The organism is Imperialibacter sp. EC-SDR9, from assembly GCF_902498805.1.
In the GTDB taxonomy this organism is placed as follows: domain Bacteria; phylum Bacteroidota; class Bacteroidia; order Cytophagales; family Cyclobacteriaceae; genus Imperialibacter.
On record NZ_LR701584.1, the window covers coordinates 72,124 to 95,280 of the forward strand.

Below are 23,157 nucleotides of genomic sequence, written 5' to 3' on the forward strand. Positions count from 1 at the left end.
TTTCACGCTAGTCGTTGGTAGCCGAGTTCATGCCCAACCTTTTCACACTTACTTGCTATTTTCTCAAAATTCTTTTGTCCAAAAAATTCCACCAGGCTGTCGGGGCTTGATCCCTTCGGCTGAAACTGTTTGTCGACGATATCGCTGATATCGTTCATACGGCCAAAGCCAAGTTGGTTCGAAATGTGGCCAATGACTCCTTCTTTATCGGCATTGAAGTCTTCATACCGGATCAACAGACATCCCGGATGGGAAGTCCAGCCAGGTTGGTCATTGGCTGCAAGCCAGTTGGCTATTAACGTGTCAATGTAATTTGCCTGGCCCTCACTTTTAAAAATATACCGCCAGTTCGGGTGAATCCTGCTTGGGTCAATGTGATCCTCGTCTCCCGGCAAGTTTAGTCTGTTGAGAATGCTCCGTATATTGTCAAAAGGATTTCTGACAATAAATATAAACTTCTCGAGGCTGAAGAACTCACTAACCTTGTCGATAAAAAAAGTGGCGGAAGGTTCTTTGATAATCTCTTTTGAAAAGGGATAACTAAATCGATTCACTAATTGCTTAATCGTCAATTCGTCCTCCAGAAGTTGAGTCCTATAGGGTTCCCAAAGGTATTTCGTATCGATGGTAGCCGATTTTCCAGTATATGCTGCCAACAGCCCGGTTATCGCCGAAGTGCCACTTTTTTGCAGACCAAAGACAAAGGTTGCATTTTTATTTGGCTTCTTAATTTTATTTAAAAGGCTCAGTTTAACTCCCAGGCTATACATTCTTCTTGGTAATCTTAAAATAAAAATAAGGGAAAAGAACAGCGGAGCGGTTAAACGCCCTGGCATATTCCAGATAGACAGATCTGACTCCAGCGCAGTCGATTTTCTCTACACCAAGTTTTCTAAGGGAAAATATAATTATAAAATAGCCCAACCACCTGTGATTGGAAATGGTGATAGTTAAAGGCAGTAATATGAACTTGGCTTTCAGGTGATTGAGAAGTTGCCGGCTTTGCTCTGAGTGGTTAAGTTTCGTCAGGAACAAGTCGACATCCTGGATGGCTACAAGGAAGCCATCCAATCCTTTTTTAGTCTTAATCAATGACGAGTGCGTAGCCGACCCCGGTCGGGTAGTCCTTTGATAGAAAACTTCGTTGTCAAACCCTACCCTGCTTGCTACAGAAAATACCTTGCCTACAAATAGCCCGTCTTCCAGATACGGCACGTCCCGGGGATAATCAACCTCAGCTTCTTTCAAAAAGGAGCGACGGAATAATATTCCCCACGACCTGTCGGGATCTTTTACCCTTGGCCCTCTGGCAGCAAAATACGCATCAACCCCACTCCAAACCTCCTCTGCCTGCGCCTGATATTGCGTTTTCCATTCTGAAACCCCCTCCCTGTCGAAAATTTCAAAGCCCCCAAAAAGCACATCCACCTGCAAAGTGTGCGCCTTGTTATACAGGTTTGCTAACGTATTGGGCCGGACATAATCGTCGGGGTCTATCGGCAGAATATACTCACCAGTTGCTCGTGCTATCGCATTGTTCCTTGCCATGGAAACCCCCTGGTTCTCCTGGTCAATTAAAATAATGTTCGAAAATTCGAGTTGGAGTTTTTCAATGAGCTGCTTTGAGTTGTCGGGAGAACCATCGTTCACCACGATAATCTCATACTCATCTTTGGCCAAATCCTGGTCTTCCAAACTTCGGACACACCTTTCCAGGTATTCCTCCACGTTATAAACAGGCACAATGATACTCAGCTTCATTGATAGAATATGTTCCCTTTGTTGGCTGGAAGTCGCTTTTTGGCTGCATATGCATACTGCCAGGGGTTCAGATAAACTGACAGCAAACGGAAAAACGTACGGGCAATGGCGGTGTTCTTGTTGGCACCGATCGCCAAAAAGAATTTCTTCACACCCTGCTCCCACTTTTCTTTGCCAACAATATCATTTGGTAAATGAGGGTGCGCCATTTGCTGTCGGATAGCAAATGCTTTCACCGACAGTGGTTTGAACAATCGAGCATCGCCAATATTATTGAGGGCCTTTGCATGCATGCGATAACCAACCGTGGGTGTGTGGAAGTAATACAATCGCTCACCAGCCCCGGTCAATTTAAGCCACATGGGGTAGTCTTCCACCAGCCTGTTGCTTTCATCATAGTTTCCTACTTGAGCCAGGGCCGTCCGATTGAAAAAATAGGAGGGTGTGTAATGCATACGATCCGATACCAGCAGCCTCTTCCATTGGTCATTGGCGGAAAATTCCGGATGCATCAGGTTGTCGGGAAACTGTGCCGGTATCACTCTCAGGAAGTTCCCCTTTTGAAAATTGTCGACATACACTTCGACCTGGGAGAAAATAACCCGGGCGTCGGGGTTCTTATTGGCGAACCGCATATTGTCTTCGATGCAATTGGGCATTAAAATGTCATCACCGGCAATAAATTTGATCCAATCAGCCTGAGCTGCCCTAATGCATCGGTTACAATTGGCAGATACACCGGTGTTGTGCGGAACTGTTATTATTTTGGTATCAACAAACCGCCGGCTATTGTCGGGGCTTTCAAGCCATTTTTTTGCCAGCTCCACGCTATTATCAGAAGAAGCATCGTCAGAAATAATCAGCTCCAATTGTTGATAAGATTGCTCTTTCACACTATCAAGTGTGTCGACAATTGTTTTTGCCGAATTAAAAGCAGTAACAGCCACAGTGACTAGCTCAGGTTTCGCCATCTCTAACGTTTTCTAAACCTGGTTGCCACGTTTTGTATCGCACCCCTGATATCCATCAACTGGTTAAGCTTTTGCAAAGAGAACCACCCTACTAAAATTAGAAAGAATCCCCCACTCAGGTAAGCCATGGGGTAGTTCAGGTATTTGGCTGAAAGCGCCGATGCCAGCACAAGCACAAAGAGAATCAGCACTATCTTCCATTGGCTACTATTGAAAGAAAATCCATAAATCCATTTCATAACCACCAGCAGCGTGCAAAAACTCAACAAGTAGGAGCAGCCAAGTGCTACCCCTAATCCTTCCAGACCAAACTGCTGATAAAAGAAAATATTTAGTGCCAGCTGAATGAGAGCGGCAGATGCTTCTGTCACAAGAAATACCCTATTGTTGCCTGAAGCAATAAATATATAGCCCAACACCCACACCGGGGCTTTGAGAAACACGCCTACGACTGCCCACAATAAATAAGGTATGACCGACAAAAACTGCTCACTGAGGAGGAGTTTTATAAAAACAGGAGCTGTCAATATCAGAACAACCAGTAGGGGAGCCAGAATCAGGAGCATGAGCTCCAGTTGCTGGTGAACCACCTGTTTCCATTCCTCTGTCTTTAGATTGATTTTTTCTGCCAAGCGGGGGAAATAGTCGGTGGCCAGGGCCGTAAACACCAGACCCACATAGGTATTGGTGATGGTGAGGCCGGCATTGTACAAACCCACGTCGGCTTCAGACCCCTGCCGATTGATAAACGTGAGAAGTACGAAGGAGATTCCTGAGGTCATGAGCATGCTGGCGGACAGACTGATGCCCAATTTTGCCATGTCGAGGCCCTGAAAGAAGGTTCGCTTGTAGTTCAGGTTGGCTGATTCGATCTTAACTTCCCGATTTTTGAAAAACAGCGCTATCACGAAATTGGCCATGGCTGTGGCTAAGATGGCAGGAACAATCCCCTGAATTCCAAAAAAGTAAAAAAGAGGTACTGCCACCAGCAATCCAGCCAGGCTGCCCAATACATTGGCGCTGGCGAGGGCTTTCAGGCGTCTAAGGCCTCGCAAAAGGGTGTAAATCCCACCACTAACCGCACCAAAGACAAAAGTCACTGAAAGAAGCCTGAAAGCCCAGGCGTAACTGTCGTTTTGAAAGACATATTGGCTCAGGAATGGAGCGCCAAAAAAAGTAAGGCTCCCGCCAAGTAGCGCAGTGAACCAAATCCATCTTTTAAAGACTGTATAGGTGACAGCAATTTTTCCTGGGTCATTGCTCGAGGAAGCAATATCACGCACCGCTGACTGTGGCAAACCAAGATTGGTGATGTTCTGCAGCATTTGAATGGTGGTCATAAAGAGCCCGTTAATACCCATTCCGGCCGGTCCAAGCAGCACCGCTACAAATTTTCCTCTGATGATGGTGATGATGATGTTAAATACCTGAACGCCTCCAAACAGCGAGGTTGATTTAAAAATCGATCTGTAGGAGGATTTATCTGACATTAGTGTTTCTGGTAGCCAAAGTAACAACAGGCGAAACAGCCCTCTGGAGCAACAAGGTTATGCACTAAATTCATTGACAGCTTGTATGACAAAGTCTGCTTCCTCCCCCGCCAATACCTGACTGATCGGCAGGCTCAATACCTGTTCCGCTATTTGCTCACTGACAGGATAACTAAAATGGCCGTATTCCAGGTAGGCCATTTGCTTGTGAGGAGGTGTTGGGTAATGAATAAGGGTTTGGATACCCCTGGCAGTGAGGTGATTTTGCAAGGCTTCCCGTTGCTTTGCTTTGATCACAAAAAGGTGCCATACGTGTCCATTTCTATCGGCGCTTCCCTCCTGCGCCTGCGGGTACGAGGGCAGTTCAATAAGCGGGTTCGTGATGCCAGCCAGGTAGCGATCGGCCACTTCCCGCCTTCGCTCATTCCCGGCGTCGAGCGCTTTCAGTTTCACTAATAAAAAGGCGGCTTGTATTTCGTCGAGACGGCTGTTGATGCCCTTGTACAAGTGTTCGTATTTTCTTCCGCTGCCGTAGTTGGCAATGGCTTTTACCTTTTGTGCCAGGTCTGCGTCGGCTGTAGCTACCGCTCCCCCGTCGCCTAAAGCACCAAGGTTTTTTCCCGGGTAAAAGCTGAAAGCAGCAGCATGCCCGAGTGAGCCGGTCTTTCTGCCTTTCCACTCGGCCCCCACGGCCTGTGCATTGTCTTCAATAATTTTTAGCTGATACTTTTCAGCCAGGCGTTCCAGCTCCTCCGACCAGCACACCCTGCCATAAAGATGAACCACCAAAATAGCTTTGGTTTTGGGTGTGATTAGCCGCTCAATCAAGCCAATGTCCATATTGAAACTGGCCGGATCCGGCTCCACAAATATAGGAACCAGCTTATTGTCGGTCACTGCCAGTGTGGAAGCGATAAAGGTATGAGCAGGTACAATGACCTCGTCGCCATCGTTTAAAACTCCCTGCTCTTTATAAGATTGAAAGATGAGTTTGAGGGCATCCAGCCCGTTGGCTACGCCAATTACATGCTTCGCACCGGTGTAGATCGCAAATTCCTTCTCAAATTTTGTCAGGAAGTCCCCATTTAGAAACCAGCCAGAATCAATCACTTCCGTGACCGCCTGAATCAATTCAGCTCTATGCTCCTGATTGATTTTTAGTAAATCGAGAAACTTAATTTCACTCATGCAGCTTGCCTATTTCCTTATCAGTCAGCGCCCTTATCAGCTTTGCCGGGCTTCCCCCAATAATGGAATAGTCGGGAAAGCTCTTTGTTACAAAACTGTTTACGCCTACAATACAAAACTTGCCCAATTCAACACCAGGCATGATAACCGAGGATGCACCAATCCAACAATCATTGCCAATTATGACAGGAATTCGTTCAATAGGGAATATCCTTTGAAAGGCCTTCGACGCATTTGGCCCGGAGGCCGACATGATGTGCACATTTTGTGCAATGCTAACATTCGCTCCAATCGTCACTTTCTCCAAGTAACCATCGATGGTGGTGTTCATTCCAACGTAACACTCTTTCCCTATCTCGAGAATGAACTCAGGGCTACCAAATATGCTACATCGTTTAGCTATACGGGTGTTGTCCCCAATATCTACATTATTAAAATTGGAAGAAGGATCAATTTCAACGTCTTTTCCCAGAATGATGTTGGAAAATTTCATTTCAGGTTGATTTTTATGTTGTTTAAAAAATAGGTCAAATCAGGCTTTTTTAATGCCTGATGCACCGGAATAAAGAATGTATCTTCGCCGTAAAAGATGCTACATTGAATCCCTTTTTCCCATAATGCTTCCTTGAGTTCGGGCAGGTTAAGCAGACCGTTAACGCTAAAGAGACAAGCTCCTGGCACTATTCCGTCACTGAGAGAAATGCGTTCACTGAATCCCATGCTGGTGAGCCCGTTAATGAGAAAATGATAGTTCTCAATTCGTTGGCTCGCAATGTCAGCGGTTTTTCGCAAGAAGTGGGAAGCCACCTTTTGTATGTAGTTGTGCTCTTGGTTCGGCAGAGGATGCTGAGAAAACTTCTCGTCATCCAGGCCCTCCTTCATTGTCAGGAGCCCCCCTATTTGAACGGGGAATATCTTGGGAAAACTGTAAATGGTGAAGTCTCCCAAAAGCCCCGTGTTTCCAGCTGTATTGTGAGACAAAAAGGAATAGGCACAATCCTCAATAATTGGCAAGCCATGCTCTTGCAGGCCAGCTACGTCCTCCAAAGGGTAGCCAAACTCGTGATTGACAAAAAGCACTTTTGTAGCCTGCTCAATTTTTCTTGACCATTTACAAAACCGCTCGATCTCATTTGTCACGCAACTGCTGATATAGAAATTATTGGTGGTGGTGATAATGGTGACCACATCATCCGGCTGCAAATGATAATGAGAAAGCGCCTGGTGAATGGCGGCTCTTCCCGACATGCAATACTTGTAACGACGAGAGGCGAATCGTTCTCCGAAATACGTTTCAGCATAGTCGTCGGATGGTAATTCATGATTGAGCGCCACATCAGCAGTGCTAAATGGACTTAGCCGGTAAGTTGGAAGAAGGTATTTGTCGGGGTTAGTTATGACCATTCTTTCAAACTGACCAAATATAAGAAGGCTTAATACTCACCTCACAACCAATACTCTCTTTGAAATCACACAAACCGTAGTTAGGCAGAGAGTCTTCAGTCGATGGGCCAATGTCCAATACCTTTTTTCCAGCGTTTCGATAATGCTCAAAAAGCTGACAGGCCAGGAAATTAACGGGTCGCAAGTGAGAGTACTCTACCATATCACCCCAGTAGATCACCTGCATGATGTCGTCCGTTACAGCGAATACAATAGCAGCAGCAACAGCTGCGTCATCTTTTGTCGCCAGAAAAAAATCAGCTTCAATAATTTTGGTGGTGCTGAGCATCTGCTGCCAGGTCATTCGCAAAGGATAGCCTTTGGCTGCCCTGTTGGTCGCTATCACCCTGTAGGCTGCCTCTTGCTCATTTGGTGTGGTGCACACCCTGAGCGCCAGTTTGTTGGCCAGGGCGTTGTTCAGGTTTTTTCTGGCGTTTTTCCGCAATAGACTGGCATAGGGCAGCTCCGTTTCCAGGTCGAGAGCGTAATTGAGATCCATATTTTTCTGGACAAACTCTTTTCTATAAAGCACATTGGTCACTTTCGATAGCACCGAAGGGTCGTAAAGCAGTGGCGGTGGAGTGATAACCAGCTCCGTAAGGAGGTTGCCGGCTATCCAGCTTTTCAAAGCATCGACGGCTTCGTCGAGTTGCTCCAGCGACGGACTACCGGCCATAGAAAACCCTCCAAATGGCGCCGAAAAAGGAGATTTTGCTGTCGCTCCTTTTACGCCGAGAATCAACCCCATGCGTACTTTTGAATCCTTAAATACTAAGAATTTTATGTCGTCTACCTTGTCAGCGTTGAGGGTATTAAAGCCGACGGTATTGAACACGTGAGCAGCGCTGAGCAGCGTGTTGTATTCTTGTCCCGATACCTCAACTATTTCCATGTAATTAAAAGCTTTGGCGCTACAATGATTTATATGCCAGAAACTGATCGTATTCTCTTATATAATCCTCTTCGGTATATAATTCCGAGGCGAGTACCAAACAGATGGCGCCGTTTGAAAAATTGGAAAGCTCCCTCCACAAACCAGGTGGCAAATAAAGACCAATATTGGGTTGATTCAACTGGACAGTCCTTTTCATTCTTTCATCCTGCAACGTCACATCGAAGCTGCCACTTGCAGCAATGATGAGTTGGTGAAGGTCCTTGTGAGCATGCCCCCCTCTGGAAGAAGCACTTGGTAAATCATACAAGTAGTATGTTCTTTTTATTCCGAAGGGAATTTCTTTAAAATTATTGATGGAGGTAATACTCCCCGATGCTGCCTTTATCTTCGGGAGCTCCAGCAAACTACAATCAAAAACAGTTGACTTGTTCACTTTGTCAGTTTTAGAAAAGAGGTGAAGTCTCTCACATAATCACTTTCCTGATACTCGTGGCTGGAGATGTGGAAGCTCAACGCATTAGTGCTGAAATTTTCCATGTGCCTCCAGGTCATCGGGGGCAAATACAAGCCATAATAAGACCGATTTAGCTGGATTTTTTCCGTTTGCCCGTTAGCAGTTGTAATTACCACATCAAAAGACCCCGACAGGGCAATAATCACCTCATGTTGCTCTCTGTAGGCATGTGCTCCCCTGGTCTCTCCCCCAGGCACATCATAGGTCCAAAATACTCTTTTAATATCAAAAGGGATGTAGTGCCCATTTTCCATGAAGGTCAGATTCCCCCGTTCATCGAGAATTTTGGGGAACTCTATGATTTTGTGATTTGAGGCTTCGGAAACATTCATATCCAAAAGTAGTTCGTTTTCAATGCTGGTATCCTGTGAATCAAATTACACACTGCTTCACAACTTCTGCAAGCGACGTTTTGCTCTTATACCCTACCACCCCTTTAAGCACCTTTGTGCAGGCCCAGGTTTTTTCTTCGTCACCCGGCTGCATGGCCATCATGCTCAAAATTGCCTTTTCCTTCCCGGCAAGCAACGAAGCCCATCAATTTCACGGAGTTGCCACTGCTTATATTATCGATGGCATATGAGAGGCTGATGTTGATTTTATCAAGCATCCTATTTTTCTTCCTCCGTTGAGGTAAGGAGCCGAACTCCTGCCTTTAAGTCAATAGTTGATTGAAAGCCTAATTCCGTTTTAAGCTTTCCCACATCGGCCAGGCTATGGCGAATGTCGCCCTCTCTCGCTGGTTGATATTGAAGTACCAGTTCTCTGCCAAAAACAGAAGAGAATATTTCGGCTAAATGGGTGAGGTCACACGGCTCACCGGTTCCAACATTAAAGACATTCAACGATGCAGGAGACAACATAGCCAATTCAATAGCTTTTGCCACCTCTGTCACATACACAAAGTCTCTTGTCTGCTTTCCATCTCCAAAAATGGTTACAGGTTGCTCATTTTGGATCAGGTGTTTGAATTTGGCAATTACACCTGAGTAGGGTGAATCGTTGAGCTGCCTGGGGCCATATACATTAAAAAACCGCAATCCGATGGCCGACACTCCAAACCACTCGTGATACTTACCGGCATACCATTCGTTCAGCAACTTACTGGCTCCATACGGCGATAAAGGATTTGGTGCGTCGCTCTCACTTATTCTTCTTTCTCCCTGGTCGCCATAGATGGCCGAGCTCGAGGCGTACACTACTTTCTTCACCTTGCTCACCCGGGCAAAATCCAGCATATTGAGGAACCCGCTAACATTAACACGATGGCAGTAGGCCGGGTCTCCAAAAGAAGCGGGCACGCTTACCTGAGCGGCCAGGTGGATTATATAGTCTGGTGTAAAGTTTAGCGTTTGCCATGAAGACGAGTCGGAAATGTCGGCGTTGATGAGAATAACGGCCTCACCATGGTGCATGAGGTTGTTGGGCCGGCCAGTGACGAGATTGTCCATCACCATCACTTCGTAGTTGCCTTCGCTCATGAGTTGATCCACCACATGAGAGCCGATAAAACCTGCTCCGCCTGTGACTAATACCTTTGATTTAGTTGACATGAAGTGTTTTTAGGACGTTCAGATGGTTCGGACGATACAGATGTTCGGGCAAATCAGATGTTCGGGCAAATCAGATGTTCGGACAATTCAGACATTCGGATTGTTCGGATGTTCGGATTGTTCGGATGTTCGGATGTTCGGATGTTCGGACGATTCAGATGTTCGGACTTTCGGACAATTCGGACAGTCGGATGGTTCAACCTACGCCAAGGCTTCGGTTGACAAGTCGGACTTTCGGATGGTTCAGACTTTCGGATGGTCGGACTGTCAGCACAATACTAAAAGACTTAAAATATTCTGTGTTAGTTGAGTTCAATGATGGCTGTATCAGTGTTCGTAAGCAAATCAATACTGTTTAATAGTCGCTTGCGAATGAAATCCCAAAGCTTTTGATTGTCGCAATTCCCAATCCGGATCTTAATTAATTTAGGAGGAGCGCCCAGCCTACTTATCAAATCAGAAAAATCAGCATCCTTGGATATAAGAATTATATGGCCGTAGTCTTTTTGGCTATCTGAAATATTTCCTGATCCCCTAGTTGATTAAAGTTGAGCTTATAAGATGATTTAACTGGCAATTCAACATAAGCATCCATCCATTTTGCAATCGCTGGAGAAATGTTGGCATCAAGCCAAATTTCCCATTCAGGCTTCATGAATCACCACAGTGTTTTTCAGCTTGAGCGAGGCATACAAAAGAGCTGCTTTTATATCCGCTTCTTCTAACATTGGGTGCTGCTCTAATATTGCCTCATGAGTCATATCGTCAGACAATAGTACAATGATATCACCCACAGTAAATCTCAAGCCTCTGATAGTAGGTTTCCCACCCATAAGGCCGGGCTTCAGCGTAATCCTTTCAAGGAGCTTATGAGTATCCATTTGATTTATAGTTGTTTCCAAGTTACAAATTTTCGAGATACCAAACTGGTAGCATTTTGTTTGTCTCGAAGAATGAGGTAGTGGATACCCTCCTACTCCTGAGGCTTCGGAGGGCGAGGAAGTTAGCGAATAGAGGGTAGATCGACCCGTGTAACTTGGCGATCAGAGTCCTCATTGAATCATGCCTTTCATAGTTCGAGACTGTAGATTTCGTTTCATTGCGACAGATTGCTGCGGACAATGAAGGATTCCATTCTGGCTTTGAATATGGTTTCACGCTCACTTCAGGGAGATTCTCACGCTCGTATCAAATGCAGGCAATCGATAGCATTCTTTCAACTCGCTCCCGCCAAAAGGCGGACAGGCAGAATGACGTTCTAATAAAAATGATCGTCACTTCGACGATTTATATTTAGATTGATACCATTCGTATACCAACTCCAATCCTTCCCGGAAACGAACCGTGGGTTGATAACCGAGCAGGCTGGTTATTTTGTTGATGCTGGCCTTTGAGTGCTTCACGTCGCCGGGGCGCTCGGGGCCGTATACCGGCTTTATGTCTTTACCTGTCATTTGCTGCAGCATCCCAATCATTTCGTTCAGGGTGATCTGGTCGCCGCAAGCGGTGTTCATTACCTCATGCTGTTTTAGCTCAGGCAGCAGCATCGCCCGGATATTGGCCTGCACAGCGTTCGCTACAAAAGTAAAGTCCCGGGTGGTTTTGCCATCCCCATTAATCGTGGGCTGCTTGTTTTCGATAAACGCCTGGCAAAAGATGGGAATCACCGCAGCGTAGGGATTGTTGGGGTTTTGGTTGGGGCCAAATACGTTGAAATACCTTAAGCCAATGGTGTGGAACCCATAGGTTTTGCTGAACACGTCTGCGTACATTTCATTCACTGCCTTGGTGACGGCATAGGGAGAAAGGGGCTTGCCTTCTCTGCCTTCTACTTTTGGAAGATCGGGGCTGTCGCCATAGGTAGATGAAGAGGCTGCATACACCATTCTTTTTACACCCTTGTTCTCTTTTACTGCCACCAACATGTTCAGATGACCAGCAATGTTTACCTCATTTGAAGTAACAGGGTCTTTGATAGAGCGGGGCACGGAACCCAGGGCTGCCTGATGGGTGACGTAGTCCATTCCATCGACGGCTTTTTGGCAGGTAGAAAGGTCACGGATGTCGCCTTCAACGAATTCGAAATTGGGAAGCGACATGAACTCTTCGATGTTTTCGAAGTAGCCATTGCTCAGGTTGTCGAGCACCCGAACTTGACCTGCTCCGAAGCGAAGGAGGTATTCGGCTAAATTAGAGCCAATGAAGCCGGCACCTCCGGTAATGAGGAATTTCTTGTCGGAGAGAGAGCCGGTATGGAAAGGGGTGTTGAATAATTTAGTATTCAAGAGATATGGATTAAAGGACGGTTCGGACAATTCAGATGCTTCAACCTACGCTACTACCTTCGCTGAAGCTTCGGCAGTTGAAAAAAGCTTCGGTCGACGGGTCGGGTGGTTCAGACAGTTCAGATGTTCGGACAGTCGGATGTTCGGATCGTCCGAGTGTCTGAGAGTCTGAATGTCCGTTTGTCTGAGTATCAAACTTCCAGTTTTTTCTTAAACGCATAAATCTGCGAGGACAACTTCCTATAGCGATCGACAAGGCTATCTGCTTTGCTCTCATCGATTTGATTGATCCTTTTGGCGATGATCAACTGTGTACGCACTTCGCCAGCACTGCCTCCGGAAATATTCAGGAAACGACTAAATTCTTTCGGCGTCTGTCTTTCACACCCTTCAGCAATATTACTGGGTACAGAAATTGAAGACCGTGTCAATTGATCCTTAAGGGCGAAATTTCTGGAATTATCTACTTCTAAACATACTTCAACCGCTAAATCCACTGCTTCCTGCCAGATATTGAGTTTTTCAAAGTTGTGTTTCATGTTACTTGACTTTCGGACGAATCAGATGGTCGGATAATTCGGATATTCGGACGGGTCGGATGTTCACACTATTCAGATGGTTCGGATAATTCAGATATTCGGACAGTTCGGACTTTCGGATTGTCCGAGTGTCTGACTGTCTGTCTGTCCTTTTCTTGTTCACAATCTACCATCAACAATTGCTTTCGGTAAAATTCCTTTTACATCGTATACCACCCCATTGTCGGAGACCAGGGAGCGGATGTCGAGCTGTGCAAATTCTTTGTGAGCTACAGCCAATATGACTGCATCAAATTTTCCTTCCGGAAGCTTGTTCAATATGTCTATGCCATACTCCGCTTTTACCTCATCGCTGTTGGCCTGCGGGTCGAAGACGATGGGCTCGGTGTGGAAAGACTTTAGCTCGTCAATAATATCGATGACCCTGGTATTGCGTACGTCGGGACAGTTTTCCTTGAATGTAAAGCCCAGTACCAGACAGCGAGCATTCGCCACCGGCACACTCTTTTTCACCATGAGTTTAACCGTTTCTGATGCCACATACCCTCCCATGCTGTCGTTCAGCCTGCGGCCCGCCAGAATAATCTCGGGGTGATAGCCCACTTCCTGTGCTTTTTGTGCCAGGTAGTAAGGGTCTACGCCAATACAATGCCCCCCGACAAGCCCTGGCTTGAAGGGTAGGAAATTCCATTTGGTGCCTGCTGCCTGCAATACCTCGTGTGTGTCGATGCCCAGTTTGTTAAAAATCTTGGACAGTTCATTCACAAAAGCGATGTTAATGTCTCGCTGGGAGTTTTCTATCACCTTGGCGGCCTCGGCTACTTTCATGGAGGACGCCTTATAAGTGCCAGCTGTGATTACCTTACTGTACAGCGCATCGATGAACTCAGCCGCCTCCGGTGTGCTACCTGAGGTTACCTTGAGTATTTTTGCCACAGTATGCTCCTTGTCGCCAGGATTGATCCGCTCAGGGCTGTACCCTGCGAAGAAGTCTTTATTGAATGACAACCCAGATGTTCTTTCCAGCACAGGCACGCATTCATCTTCAGTCACGCCCGGGTAAACTGTGGACTCATATACTACCACCGCACCGGGTTTCATCACACTCCCGACTGTTTCGCTGGCTTTGATAAGCGGCGTAAGTACCGGCCGGTTGTGCTTGTCGGTAGGTGTAGGCACAGTGATGATGAATACATTGCAGCTGGCCAGGTCCTCTTTGGAAGCGCTTACTAAAAGGCCTTTGCCAACAGAAAGCTCCTTCGATATTACCTTTTGAAGGTCAGCATCACTTACTTCCAGGGTATGGTCGTGGCCCTGGTTGAGTTCCTTTACCCGTGCCTGATTGATGTCAAAGCCAACGGTAGGGAATTGTTTGGCAAATTCAACGGCCAATGGAAGGCCAACATAGCCCAGGCCAATGAGGCCTATTTTAGAGTTGGAGGGGAAGTTGGTCATGGAATAGTGGATGGCGGATTTGAGAATATTTATTTAAGGTAGTGGTTCTGTTTCTTGGCCGTGCCGACATGCACACCTCCTTTCAGTGTCCTCTGCGAGAGACAACATGTACACCTCCTTTCAGTGTCCTCTGCGAGAGACACCAAAAGGAGGGAACCGGTGTCTGACGGCTTCCGCCAGCGGTCGGACACGGTCTACAGGGATGGCTATGGCCGTACCGACACCTTTCCGACTCCTACTCATCGGCGGCCCAGAGGAGTAGTAAAGGCTTGCGGTCTAGTTCGGATTTTAAGTTATCCATTTCGAACAGGCTGAACATAGTATAATTGATCTTTCTGTGAATAAGTTGTTCCGCTTTGTCCACCAAAAGCGATAAATACTGCGTATCAATATCATCACCTACAATCACCATGTCGATATTGGAACTATTTTTTCCCTCTGCCAGCTCGTTGATCAGGTATACGCTGTGCAGGTTACCCAGCTTATCCACTACCTTCTCCACGAGGATGTCGAGCCCGAGGTAGTTTCGTACCAGCTTGTTGAGTTCGCCGAACAAGGGGTGCTGTTCGTTGGCACAGTACACCTTCTTGTTGCCTTCCAGCTCCGCTCTCAACAAGTTAGCGCCCTCAAGCCTGTTGAGCTCCAGGCGAATGGAATTGGTGCTCTCGCCAAACTCTGTCTCCAGCGACCGCAAATACGATCTACTGCCAGGGCTCAGGAAAAACCTGACGAGCAGTTTGATGCGTGTTTTGGAAGTGATGAGGGTATCGAGCAAGGGGGATGATGGTTCGGACTATTCGGACTATTCAGATGGTTCGGATGTTCGGATTATTCGGATGGTTCGGATGTTCAGACTTTCGGATGATTCGGACTGCCGGATTGTCGGATGTTCAGACTTTCGGACGGGTCGGATTTTCAACCTACGGCGATGCTTAGGTCGACAGGTCGGATCGCCTGAGTGTCTGAACTGTCTGAGTATCGGACAATCTGACTTTCCAGTCTCCGGCACAGCTTCGCCTCCTCAGTCACACATCGTGACATCCGCCAACCATTTTATTTTCATGTTAGGAAGAAAAAAACTTCCTTTATTCCACTCAACGAGCCTGTTGCAAATGCACAGCAGGCACTTCAGCCCGGATCACCTGACCCAGAGACTCTATATGTAATATGATCTTGTTACCTTGCCTCGCAATGCATTCTCCTTCCATGCCTTTAAAAGCACCCCAGTCTATTTTAACAGTTGATCCTTCTTCGAAATCGAAAGAAAGCTCTGACACATTGTTCGAGGCTAGCTCCTGCGTGAAAATGCCAATGGCTTCAATTTCGTTTTGCCTTACAATGGCAGGCTTGCCTTGCCAGTACACAAAGTTAATGACGCCAGGCGTTTGAAGAATAGGCAAACGTTCTTCTTCTGTAGCATTAACAAATACATAGGATCTGAACAGGGGTTCCTGCACCTTCTTTTTCCGATCACTCCACTGCTTGAGGGTAGTAACCGTTGGGCAATAGCTTCTAAAACCGTGCTTCTTGAGGGTTTCCGCCACCTTCTTCTCAGTCCTCGAGCGGGTATATAATACGTACCAATGGATGGTTGCTGGCATAATGAGTAGAAATACTACTCAAAGGTAGGAAGCCAGATGGACATGTCATATTTTTTTTAGCACAATTCGAAGGGGGTGGGAGGATTTTTGATCTGGGGGGAGAAGATAGCAGATTCAGACATTCAGACATTCAGAGAGGAGATGGGAGGCGGGGCTTGATCATCCTACCTACGAGCCCTGAAGGGGCGATAGATCTATGCGTTGGGTGAAGCCCTGCGCACTCATCCGGAGGTGGAATCAGATCCATCTTTTCTCCTAATGGGACTATGTCGGTGAAAAAAAAGCCGATCATAAATCTTTCAGTGTCCTCTGCGAGAGACACCAAAAGGATTGAAAAAGCACCCCAATCCACTTTCACTTTTGCCCCGTCTTCAAAGGTGAAATTCAGTTCTGATACCTCGTGGTTGCTCACTTCCTGCGTAAAAATTCCAATCGCCTCGATTTCGTTCTGTTTGACTATAGCGGGCTTGCCCAACCAATACACAAAATTAATCACACCGGGCGTCTGAAGGATGAGCACCCTTTCCTCTTCAGTGGCCTGGATAAAAACATAGGATCTGAACAAGGGTTCTTGTACTTTCTTTTTCCGATCGCTCCACTGCTTGAGGGTGGTGACGGTGGGGCAGTAGCTTCGGAAGCCATGCTTCTTAAGTGATTCCGCCACTTTCTTCTCAGCCCTCGAACGGGTATATAATACGTACCAATGACTGGTTGCCGGCATAATGAGTAGAAATACTACTCAAAGGTAGGAAGCTGGATGGACATGTCATATTTTTTTTAGCACAATTCGAAGGGGAATAGCAATTTGAGGTTGCTGGTTTGGAATCGGAGAGGTTAGAGGAGTGGCCATGGCTGCACCGACATCTGCATGCAGGCTCCAAGCCAGGGCACCCCTTAGCCGGGCACCCCCAATGGAATCCCGACTGAGTGGCATAACATGAGTGGTATAACAATGGAATGGCGTCGAAATGACCCTATTAAAATAGCGGGGTTGCGATCGCTATACGCTTCTAAGAAAGTCATTTTCCATTTCGGTGTCTGGCGGCTCTTTCTGCTATGGTGTAGGTCTTGCCAACACGATTAATCTATGTAATATCCGCTACCTGAAGCTTTTTTGCCTCCATAGTAATTACCGTAGCCATATCCATATCCATAAATTGAATGCCATTTTGGTTTCTTAAAATCAACACCGTTCAGAACAATTCCAATATTATTGATTAGACCTTTGTTATGGATGTCATTTATATAATCAATGGCGTGGCGGGGAGTGACATCCTGTCTTATGATAAATAATGCCACATCGGCATGTCGACTTATCTCGATAGGATCCGACACGAGACCTACTGGCGGGGTATCTATCACAATATAGTCATAGTGCTCCCTGAACCATCTCATTGCATCATCGAACTCGTGTCCCATCAGCAGTTCATTCGGGTTGGGGGGAATTGGTCCTGCCGCAATCAAATCCAAGCCCTTTATACCCGTTGATTGAATTACGTCTTTATATTTTTTGTCACCGATGAGGAGATGGCTCATCCCCTGGTCATTTGAAATTCCAAAAGAGTCAAAAATTTTCGGCTTACGAAGATCTAAGCCTAATAATAGAACTTTTTGTCCCATTTTGGCAAGCATTATGGCAGTGTTCATAGTTAGAAAGGATTTACCCTCTCCTGACAGAAACGAAGTAACCATCACTACCTTATGATCCTTTCGCTCTAAAAATTTCATCGAAGCTCGCATTTTCCTAAAGCTTTCGGCCACCTGTGATCGGGGATACTTTTCCATCACCAACTCCGTCTCATACCTGCTCAGCGCAATTGAAGCCAGAACTGGCAATTTTGTACTCTTCGTGATTTCATGAACAGACTGAATGCTAATCGAAAAGAAATCCTTGATAACGATCAATATGATTGGTAAAAGCAAACCTAAACTAAATCCAATTGCATAATTCCTTAAGGGAGTTGGAAACGTCTGTCCTCTTAACATTGGCGGATCTACGACTTTGGCATTTGGTACATTAGAAGCCTTCGCTATGCCTGCCTCCGCTTTTTTTTCCTGGAGGTAAATAAACAAATTTTCACTCAACGAGAACCTTCGTTGAATGTTCACAAGTGTTCTTTCGGTAAGTGGTAATTTATTGACCAACCTCTCTGATTCTTTAATCCTCGAAGTAAGATCAGCAACAAGAATTTCGCTACTTCCTTTTAGGTTCTGTACATTCTCAACTATCGATAAAATTACTTTTCGGGTCTGATTCTTTAAAGACAACACTTGAGGGTTGGCATCGGTTGCTCCCATTTCAACCTGAAGTAATTGTGAACTCAATTCAGCCAGGTTTTGTGTCAACGCTTCCAATAGCGGCGAATCTATTCCCGCAGTAGATGGGCTAATAATACCGTGGGGCTGCGTTTCTTGCTTAAGGTAAGCTACTATATAGTTATAATACTCAATCCGAAATCTCTCTTCAGCCCTTTTATTTTCAAGCTCTTCAAGTTTTTGTAATGCGGCAAGTCCTTCCTGGCTAATGTCAACTACTCGATTGTCTGTTCTAAATGTTTGTAACCGGCGCTCTATCAATAGTAAAGAATCTTCTATACTTGCCAACTGTCCGTCTATAAATTCGACGGTTCGAGTTGCCGTCTCATTTTTTTCCTCCAGCTCACGTTGAATGTATATATTTATCAAACTATTGATAAATTGAACCCCTTTTGACGGCAACTCCGTTTGCATGCTAATTGCCAAAATGCTTGCCTCTTTGTTAACATCAGAGATTCGAATCCTACCTCGGTAAGACCTTGCCAACCCCCAACTATTAAAAAGTACAAATTGGTAAGAATCAACCCCAGCTAAATCTATTTGCCTCTCTTCCACCCTGAAAGAGAGTCCATTGAATTCGATTACCGCAGGAAACTGATATCTTTGACGAGCGAGTCCAAGTTCTTCAGAAAACAACACAAAGCCTCCATCTTTTTGCATCTCAACACTGAAAACCAAATTTCGCTCAGGTCTTGCTTCACCTATAAAACTTACTTTAAACGGCATTTTTTCAGGTTCAATTTCTCTTTGTTTTATCCTGCCAATACCGTAATACGCTATATCGAAATTGAGCGATTCGATTGCTCGTTTGAGAAGTGAATAAGAACCTAATAACTCAATTTCATTTTGCTTTGTGGAATTCCCCTGAAAAAATTGAAGCTCCTGTAAAAGTTCTGGGTTAATAGACTTTTTATCTTCCTTTATCAAGATTGTTCCTGCGACCTCAAACCTGGGAGTTGAATACCTGTGAAAAAGAAATACTACTCCAACGCAAATTATTACAGACAGAAAAATTAATTGCCAATAATCCAGGATTTTGTACACCCAATCTTTCACGTCTAAATTTTCCTCTTCAACATAAGCAGGAACTGCGGGCATCTTATTAACTCCCTGTGCGTCCATGAATGATTATTTGGTAAAAAAGTTAAGGATCAAAAAAACGGCGGTAATAGTGGCAGCCACAGCACTGATGGTTTGGAAAGTAGTAATGCCTGTTCCGAGCTCTCGTACCTTTAGGGGCGCCACATACAATTGGTCGCCAGGCTGGATATAATAAAACTCAGAGTTAATCAGGTCACGATTCGTCAAGTCTATTTTGTGGATGCGCTGCCCTTCAGGGTACTGGCGGATAAGCAATGCTTCTTTTCTGTTGGCCTCTATCTGCAGGTCACCAGCTGAGGCAATGGCTTCATAAATGGTCAGCCTGTTTTGAAGCACACCGTACCTCCCCGGTGCCCTGAACTCACCCAGCGCAGTGAACCTTATGCCACCAAGCTTCACCGATATGTAAGGATCTTTGATGTATACCTGAGCCGATTCTTCCACCACTCTTCTTACCTCTGCCAGGGTTTTCCCGGCGACTGAAATTCTTCCGATCACAGGTACCTCAATCATCCCATTGGCATCAACATTAAAGCCCGTGAGGTAGAAAATGTCAGAAGCGTTGTTGATTAGCTGGCCAGCAGCTTGTGTAGCCATACCACCTATGTTGAACATATCATCAGTTGTTCCATCCAGGCTTTTGATTTTTATGTCCAGGTTATCTCCCGGCTGCACCACATAAGTTTTGTAGGGGAAGCTTAGGAGGCTGTCGTTGGGAACCGTTGGGGACTCTTCATTGGCTTCCTGCATGTACACTACCTTCTTATTGGAAATGCATGCGCTAAGGGCTGCACTGAGTAAAAAAAATACGATTATATTGAAAAACTGCCCAGTCGAGGACTTCCTGACACCAAATGTTAGCATTATACCGGAATGAATTACATGTTTTTACCGTCTGCAACCAAAAATGAACTGTCGTTGATCCTTTTGCACCAGTGGCGTATGACAAAGGAAGGCCCGTTTCACTCCCAGGTTCGAAGTTGCAAACTTACAATTAAAATCAAAATTTACCCACTTGACGGCGTCATTAAGGGAGTCTACACAAATGCTCACAAAGGTATAGTTGGCAATATGCATCAAATTTCGGCTTAGACGCAACAATGAAAGGCAAAAAAGTGCAAGTTGGTTTGAGAAAAATGCAAAAAAAGACTTTCCTTCGGAGGAGACATTCAGACATTCAGACATTCAGACATTCAGACATTCAGACATTCAGACAGGAGACGGAAGAGTGGAGACAGGTGTTGGTTCTTAGTCGGCAAGACGAAATCTCCTGAAGATTATGCTTCGCTACCAATCACATCAATCAATGCCTTAATATAACCAAAAGCAAAAGCATGGCCCTGAAGGCCACTGGCGGGGTCATCGTGGTGCGGGATGTGATCCGGCATCACCATGCCGTCGTAGCCGACATTTCGCAATTCCCGGATGATCTCAGCAAAATTCATATCGCCGTTGTCGGGGTATACTTCCTGAAAATTATTCCAGCCTCCTTTGATGTTTCGCAAGTGAATATTGAAAATCTGCTTCCTCTCTCCTACCCAGCGGATAATAGGTAAAATCTCTGTTCTCGGATCTTTCAATCCTTCAGCCGTCGACCCGAGGCACAAGTTAAATCCGTGTGAGGGGCTGTCGTATAGTTGCGCAAATTTCTTGATCCCTTCAAACACATCGGGGCTGTTCCATCTTGTTATCCCTCTGAATCCCACGGGCGCTGGAGGGTCGGCGATGTGGTTGGCCAGGCGCACGTTGTATTCCTCGGCCACTGGCAGCACACGGTCGAGGAAGTAGGTAATCCGCTCATACATGGTATCAATCGAAACATCTCCTGCAACAGTTTTTGGTTTGTCTTGCTTCAGGGCCTCTTCGTAGTTCCATGTGCTGTAAGAGGCATTACCTCTGGTCGGATCAATTGTTCGCCCGGTTCTCAAAATTTCCAGAATGATGGTATTGTAGTTCAACGTACGAACATCTGTTTTACCTGCCACCGAAATCATTTGCTGGATCATCTCGATTTCCCTGTCTCTCGCCGGACTTTTCCCCAGCATAATATTAGGCGTTGAAATCTTGTCAATACCAGCTGAAGAAAGGGGTAGGTGATAGGCGTCGAGACTTATCCCGTATTTTTCGCAGGCTTCCTTTTTAGCCCGAGAGTCATCCAAATCCCATCCAACTCCTTCAATCAACTTCGGCGAGCCTCCATCCATGTGATACACGCCGTGCCGGGCCAGATACTCAAGGTTTTCTTTCCCCGTGCCCCCGTGCTGGCAGCCGACGTGCATGCGCATGGGCCTAGCTTTTGGGGTTGATGTAGTTTCCTCTTTGCCATCGGCTGGCTCACATCCGGTCATTACCGAACCCAACGATCCAGCCACAGCTGAAGCTCCAAGAGAGGATTTGATAAGGGAAGAAATGGCCTTTCTTCGGTTAATATTCTGTGTCATATACTTCGACGTTTCTGATATATCAATTAGATAAGGGGGAAAATACTGGCAGCAATAAGAATGACGATTAACCCGACCAGTCCCATGATGGTAAGCAAGGGAGAAAAAGTTTTGAGTGCTTCCTGTTCGGTAAGGTTACTCATTTTACACACAATCCAGAAGCCGCTGTCATTCATCCAGGGAATGAGTTTCGAGCCGCAGGCAATGGCAAGGCCGAGATACAGTTGATGATATTCCAGAGTACCTGCGTTTGCCATACCTGCCAGTATGCCCGAGGCAGTAATCATTGCTACTGTCGCCGACCCTTGAGCGGTTCGGACAATAGCCGTTATAAAAAAGGCCAGTGGTATCAACGCCATTTGGTAGTCTTTGGTGAGCTCCGCTAGTCGCAGACTGATGCCTGTTTGCTGCAGCATCCCTCCGAAAGCACCACCGGCTGAGGTAATAAGTATGATCACGCCCGCACTCATCAATGCGGTTTGAACTGAGGCAGTTAGTCCTTTTTTGTCGCCTTTTTTCTGCACAGCAAGCAACCAAATGGAAGACAGAGCCCCCAGGGACAATGCTACATTTTTCTCTCCAATAAAATCCAGCACACTAGTCAACCAGGACGATGAAGCTTTACTCACATCGACAAAAGAGCCGATCAGGGCATTTACGCTTATCAACACGATAGGAATAACTATCGGCAGCAAGGAAAACCACAGCGCAGGAAGCTCCCGCTCGTCTTTCTCAGACAGTGTCTTGATCTCATCCAGCGGAGCATCCACAGCATCACGCAGCGGAATTGGCCACTTGCGATTGGCCCAAACGGCATAAAGGTAACCGGCGCTGATGGTCACCAGCCCAACAAGGAAGCCTCCCATCATCATCATGCCAATGGGTATGTTCATTTCGGTGACTAAGAACAGGGGGCCCGGCGTCGGTGGAACTAACGAGTTGGCCATGGCGGCTCCAGCAGCGATGCACAAGATCAGCAGCCCATAATTTTTTCCCACCCGCATCGCCATTGCTTTGGCCAGCGGCACCATGAGATAAAAAACAGTATCAAAAAATACAGGAATGCCAATAAAAAAACTGCTGCCCAGAAATGTCATGGGTGCATATTTGTCGCCAGTGATTTTCAGTGTTGACCGCACAATTTTTTCGGCAGCGCCACTCTCCAGCATGGTTTTGCCTATGATAGAGGCCATGGCGATCAGTATCCCGATTTTACCACAGGTATTTCCAAATTCTGTAGCGATGCGGATACCTTCGCTTTGGTCGGCCAAGCGTTGGGCTGCAGCTTCGGAAACACCTTTTCCTGTTTGATAAAGAAGGATAGCCGCTTCGGGAGTGATAAGTGCTACAACAAAGGCTCCGAGCAGTAGCGCCAGAAACGCATGGAGCCGGAATCCTATGATACTGACAAAGACGACGAGAATGCCAATAGCTAAAATAAACAGAGGATCTTCTGTAAAATACTGTATGTTCAAAGCAGGTAGTTTAGGCGCTTCACTTAAATGCGTAGCTTAATATCTCCTTTTTATGGGACAGGTTCACAAAAGTGAATACAAAAATTATGTATTTACCCTGATTGTCAGGCTGAATGGTATGCGGTCACT

Annotated in this window: 25 protein-coding genes; all 25 read right to left on the reverse strand. The window is 46.0% G+C overall.

All coding sequences use genetic code 11. The features are described 5' to 3' along the window. Positions 1–2: 2 nt before the first annotated feature. The 25 genes from GC130_RS13085 to GC130_RS13195 all read right to left on the reverse strand — a co-directional run bounded on the left by GC130_RS13085 (position 3) and on the right by GC130_RS13195 (position 23,022). Positions 3–656 carry a sulfotransferase gene (locus GC130_RS13085; RefSeq protein ID WP_193217850.1) on the reverse strand — a complete coding sequence of 218 codons (654 nt, stop codon included), beginning with the start codon at positions 654–656 and terminating at the stop codon, positions 3–5. A 106-nt stretch (positions 657–762) separates the two neighbouring features. Beyond that, entirely contained in the window at positions 763–1,761 is a 999-nt protein-coding gene (locus GC130_RS13090) for a glycosyltransferase family 2 protein (RefSeq protein ID WP_151998772.1), read from the reverse strand. Continuing rightward, a complete protein-coding gene (locus GC130_RS13095) occupies positions 1,758–2,732 on the reverse strand; it encodes a glycosyltransferase (protein WP_151998773.1) in 975 nt (324 codons plus the stop codon). Before GC130_RS13095 ends, GC130_RS13090 begins: the two co-directional genes overlap by 4 nt. Positions 2,733–2,734: 2 nt before the next feature. Next, positions 2,735–4,222 carry an O-antigen translocase gene (locus GC130_RS13100; RefSeq protein ID WP_151998774.1) on the reverse strand — a complete coding sequence of 496 codons (1,488 nt, stop codon included), beginning with the start codon at positions 4,220–4,222 and terminating at the stop codon, positions 2,735–2,737. Positions 4,223–4,279: 57 nt separating this feature from the next. Further along, positions 4,280–5,410 (reverse strand): DegT/DnrJ/EryC1/StrS aminotransferase family protein, encoded by a 1,131-nt coding sequence (locus tag GC130_RS13105; RefSeq protein ID WP_151998775.1) that lies wholly within the window; start codon positions 5,408–5,410, stop codon positions 4,280–4,282. Further along, entirely contained in the window at positions 5,403–5,903 is a 501-nt protein-coding gene (locus GC130_RS13110) for a DapH/DapD/GlmU-related protein (RefSeq protein ID WP_151998776.1), read from the reverse strand. Before GC130_RS13110 ends, GC130_RS13105 begins: the two co-directional genes overlap by 8 nt. Beyond that, on the reverse strand, positions 5,900–6,814 hold the full coding sequence (locus tag GC130_RS13115) for a DegT/DnrJ/EryC1/StrS family aminotransferase (protein ID WP_151998777.1): 915 nt from the start codon (positions 6,812–6,814) through the stop codon (positions 5,900–5,902). Before GC130_RS13115 ends, GC130_RS13110 begins: the two co-directional genes overlap by 4 nt. A 4-nt stretch (positions 6,815–6,818) precedes the next feature. Beyond that, the gene (locus GC130_RS13120) at positions 6,819–7,745 is read right to left on the reverse strand and encodes a hypothetical protein (protein WP_151998778.1); all 927 of its coding nucleotides are present in this window, start codon (positions 7,743–7,745) and stop codon (positions 6,819–6,821) included. A gap of 19 nt (positions 7,746–7,764) precedes the next feature. Beyond that, positions 7,765–8,181 (reverse strand): FdtA/QdtA family cupin domain-containing protein, encoded by a 417-nt coding sequence (locus GC130_RS13125; RefSeq protein ID WP_151998779.1) that lies wholly within the window; start codon positions 8,179–8,181, stop codon positions 7,765–7,767. Next, positions 8,178–8,594 carry an FdtA/QdtA family cupin domain-containing protein gene (locus tag GC130_RS13130; protein WP_151998780.1) on the reverse strand — a complete coding sequence of 139 codons (417 nt, stop codon included), beginning with the start codon at positions 8,592–8,594 and terminating at the stop codon, positions 8,178–8,180. The genes GC130_RS13125 and GC130_RS13130 overlap by 4 nt, the downstream gene beginning before the upstream one ends. Positions 8,595–8,734: 140 nt before the next feature. Beyond that, a complete protein-coding gene (locus GC130_RS28605) occupies positions 8,735–8,872 on the reverse strand; it encodes a hypothetical protein (RefSeq protein WP_193217851.1) in 138 nt (45 codons plus the stop codon). 1 nt (position 8,873) lies between these two features. Then, positions 8,874–9,815 carry an NAD-dependent epimerase/dehydratase family protein gene (locus GC130_RS13140; RefSeq protein ID WP_151998781.1) on the reverse strand — a complete coding sequence of 314 codons (942 nt, stop codon included), beginning with the start codon at positions 9,813–9,815 and terminating at the stop codon, positions 8,874–8,876. 302 nt (positions 9,816–10,117) lie between these two features. Next, positions 10,118–10,270, reverse strand: coding sequence for a hypothetical protein (locus GC130_RS29255; protein ID WP_370455782.1), 153 nt, complete (start codon positions 10,268–10,270; stop codon positions 10,118–10,120). Positions 10,271–10,302: 32 nt separating this feature from the next. Continuing rightward, positions 10,303–10,470: a hypothetical protein gene (locus GC130_RS28610; protein WP_193217852.1), complete on the reverse strand. Its 168-nt coding sequence runs from the start codon at positions 10,468–10,470 to the stop codon at positions 10,303–10,305. Further along, complete coding sequence (locus GC130_RS13145) at positions 10,460–10,696, reverse strand: DUF433 domain-containing protein (protein WP_151998782.1); 237 nt, start codon at positions 10,694–10,696, stop codon at positions 10,460–10,462. The genes GC130_RS28610 and GC130_RS13145 overlap by 11 nt, the downstream gene beginning before the upstream one ends. Before the next feature lie 393 nt (positions 10,697–11,089). Then, positions 11,090–12,100, reverse strand: coding sequence for an SDR family oxidoreductase (locus GC130_RS13150; protein WP_151998783.1), 1,011 nt, complete (start codon positions 12,098–12,100; stop codon positions 11,090–11,092). A gap of 191 nt (positions 12,101–12,291) precedes the next feature. Beyond that, positions 12,292–12,639, reverse strand: a complete 348-nt coding sequence (locus tag GC130_RS13155) for a four helix bundle protein (RefSeq protein WP_151998784.1) — start codon at positions 12,637–12,639, stop codon at positions 12,292–12,294. Between the two features lie 159 nt (positions 12,640–12,798). Beyond that, on the reverse strand, positions 12,799–14,094 hold the full coding sequence (locus GC130_RS13160; RefSeq protein WP_151998785.1) for a nucleotide sugar dehydrogenase: 1,296 nt from the start codon (positions 14,092–14,094) through the stop codon (positions 12,799–12,801). Positions 14,095–14,329: 235 nt separating this feature from the next. Continuing rightward, positions 14,330–14,869, reverse strand: coding sequence for an ArsR family transcriptional regulator (locus tag GC130_RS13165; RefSeq protein WP_151998786.1), 540 nt, complete (start codon positions 14,867–14,869; stop codon positions 14,330–14,332). 319 nt (positions 14,870–15,188) lie between these two features. After that, positions 15,189–15,695, reverse strand: a complete 507-nt coding sequence (locus GC130_RS13170; protein WP_151998787.1) for a UpxY family transcription antiterminator — start codon at positions 15,693–15,695, stop codon at positions 15,189–15,191. Positions 15,696–15,825: 130 nt separating this feature from the next. After that, positions 15,826–16,416, reverse strand: coding sequence for a transcription termination/antitermination protein NusG (locus GC130_RS13175; RefSeq protein ID WP_151998788.1), 591 nt, complete (start codon positions 16,414–16,416; stop codon positions 15,826–15,828). A 359-nt stretch (positions 16,417–16,775) separates the two neighbouring features. Continuing rightward, positions 16,776–19,133: an exopolysaccharide transport family protein gene (locus GC130_RS13180; RefSeq protein WP_151998789.1), complete on the reverse strand. Its 2,358-nt coding sequence runs from the start codon at positions 19,131–19,133 to the stop codon at positions 16,776–16,778. A gap of 6 nt (positions 19,134–19,139) precedes the next feature. Then, complete coding sequence (locus GC130_RS13185; protein WP_151998790.1) at positions 19,140–19,976, reverse strand: polysaccharide biosynthesis/export family protein; 837 nt, start codon at positions 19,974–19,976, stop codon at positions 19,140–19,142. Positions 19,977–20,389: 413 nt separating this feature from the next. Continuing rightward, positions 20,390–21,553, reverse strand: a complete 1,164-nt coding sequence (locus tag GC130_RS13190; protein WP_226940467.1) for a mannonate dehydratase — start codon at positions 21,551–21,553, stop codon at positions 20,390–20,392. Positions 21,554–21,579: 26 nt separating this feature from the next. Next, positions 21,580–23,022, reverse strand: a complete 1,443-nt coding sequence (locus tag GC130_RS13195; protein ID WP_201568340.1) for an SLC13 family permease — start codon at positions 23,020–23,022, stop codon at positions 21,580–21,582. Between the last annotated feature and the right edge of the window lie 135 nt (positions 23,023–23,157).

Excerpts from the sequence above, each read along its gene's own strand:
- GC130_RS13130 (WP_151998780.1), bottom strand. The coding sequence starts at position 8,594 with ATGAATGTTTCCGAAGCCTCAAATCACAAAATCATAGAGTTCCCCAAA.
- GC130_RS13120 (WP_151998778.1), bottom strand. The coding sequence starts at position 7,745 with ATGGAAATAGTTGAGGTATCGGGACAAGAATACAACACGCTGCTCAGC.
- GC130_RS13185 (WP_151998790.1), bottom strand. The coding sequence starts at position 19,976 with ATGCTAACATTTGGTGTCAGGAAGTCCTCGACTGGGCAGTTTTTCAAT.
- GC130_RS13105 (WP_151998775.1), bottom strand. The coding sequence starts at position 5,410 with ATGAGTGAAATTAAGTTTCTCGATTTACTAAAAATCAATCAGGAGCAT.
- GC130_RS28610 (WP_193217852.1), bottom strand. The coding sequence starts at position 10,470 with ATGAAGCCTGAATGGGAAATTTGGCTTGATGCCAACATTTCTCCAGCG.
- GC130_RS13190 (WP_226940467.1), bottom strand. The coding sequence starts at position 21,553 with ATGACACAGAATATTAACCGAAGAAAGGCCATTTCTTCCCTTATCAAA.
- GC130_RS13160 (WP_151998785.1), bottom strand. The coding sequence starts at position 14,094 with ATGACCAACTTCCCCTCCAACTCTAAAATAGGCCTCATTGGCCTGGGC.
- GC130_RS13100 (WP_151998774.1), bottom strand. The coding sequence starts at position 4,222 with ATGTCAGATAAATCCTCCTACAGATCGATTTTTAAATCAACCTCGCTG.
- GC130_RS13175 (WP_151998788.1), bottom strand. The coding sequence starts at position 16,416 with ATGCCGGCAACCAGTCATTGGTACGTATTATATACCCGTTCGAGGGCT.
- GC130_RS13115 (WP_151998777.1), bottom strand. The coding sequence starts at position 6,814 with ATGGTCATAACTAACCCCGACAAATACCTTCTTCCAACTTACCGGCTA.
- GC130_RS13170 (WP_151998787.1), bottom strand. The coding sequence starts at position 15,695 with ATGCCAGCAACCATCCATTGGTACGTATTATATACCCGCTCGAGGACT.
- GC130_RS13095 (WP_151998773.1), bottom strand. The coding sequence starts at position 2,732 with ATGGCGAAACCTGAGCTAGTCACTGTGGCTGTTACTGCTTTTAATTCG.
- GC130_RS13110 (WP_151998776.1), bottom strand. The coding sequence starts at position 5,903 with ATGAAATTTTCCAACATCATTCTGGGAAAAGACGTTGAAATTGATCCT.
- GC130_RS13180 (WP_151998789.1), bottom strand. The coding sequence starts at position 19,133 with ATGGACGCACAGGGAGTTAATAAGATGCCCGCAGTTCCTGCTTATGTT.
- GC130_RS13145 (WP_151998782.1), bottom strand. The coding sequence starts at position 10,696 with ATGGATACTCATAAGCTCCTTGAAAGGATTACGCTGAAGCCCGGCCTT.
- GC130_RS28605 (WP_193217851.1), bottom strand. The coding sequence starts at position 8,872 with ATGCTTGATAAAATCAACATCAGCCTCTCATATGCCATCGATAATATA.
- GC130_RS13140 (WP_151998781.1), bottom strand. The coding sequence starts at position 9,815 with ATGTCAACTAAATCAAAGGTATTAGTCACAGGCGGAGCAGGTTTTATC.
- GC130_RS13155 (WP_151998784.1), bottom strand. The coding sequence starts at position 12,639 with ATGAAACACAACTTTGAAAAACTCAATATCTGGCAGGAAGCAGTGGAT.
- GC130_RS13090 (WP_151998772.1), bottom strand. The coding sequence starts at position 1,761 with ATGAAGCTGAGTATCATTGTGCCTGTTTATAACGTGGAGGAATACCTG.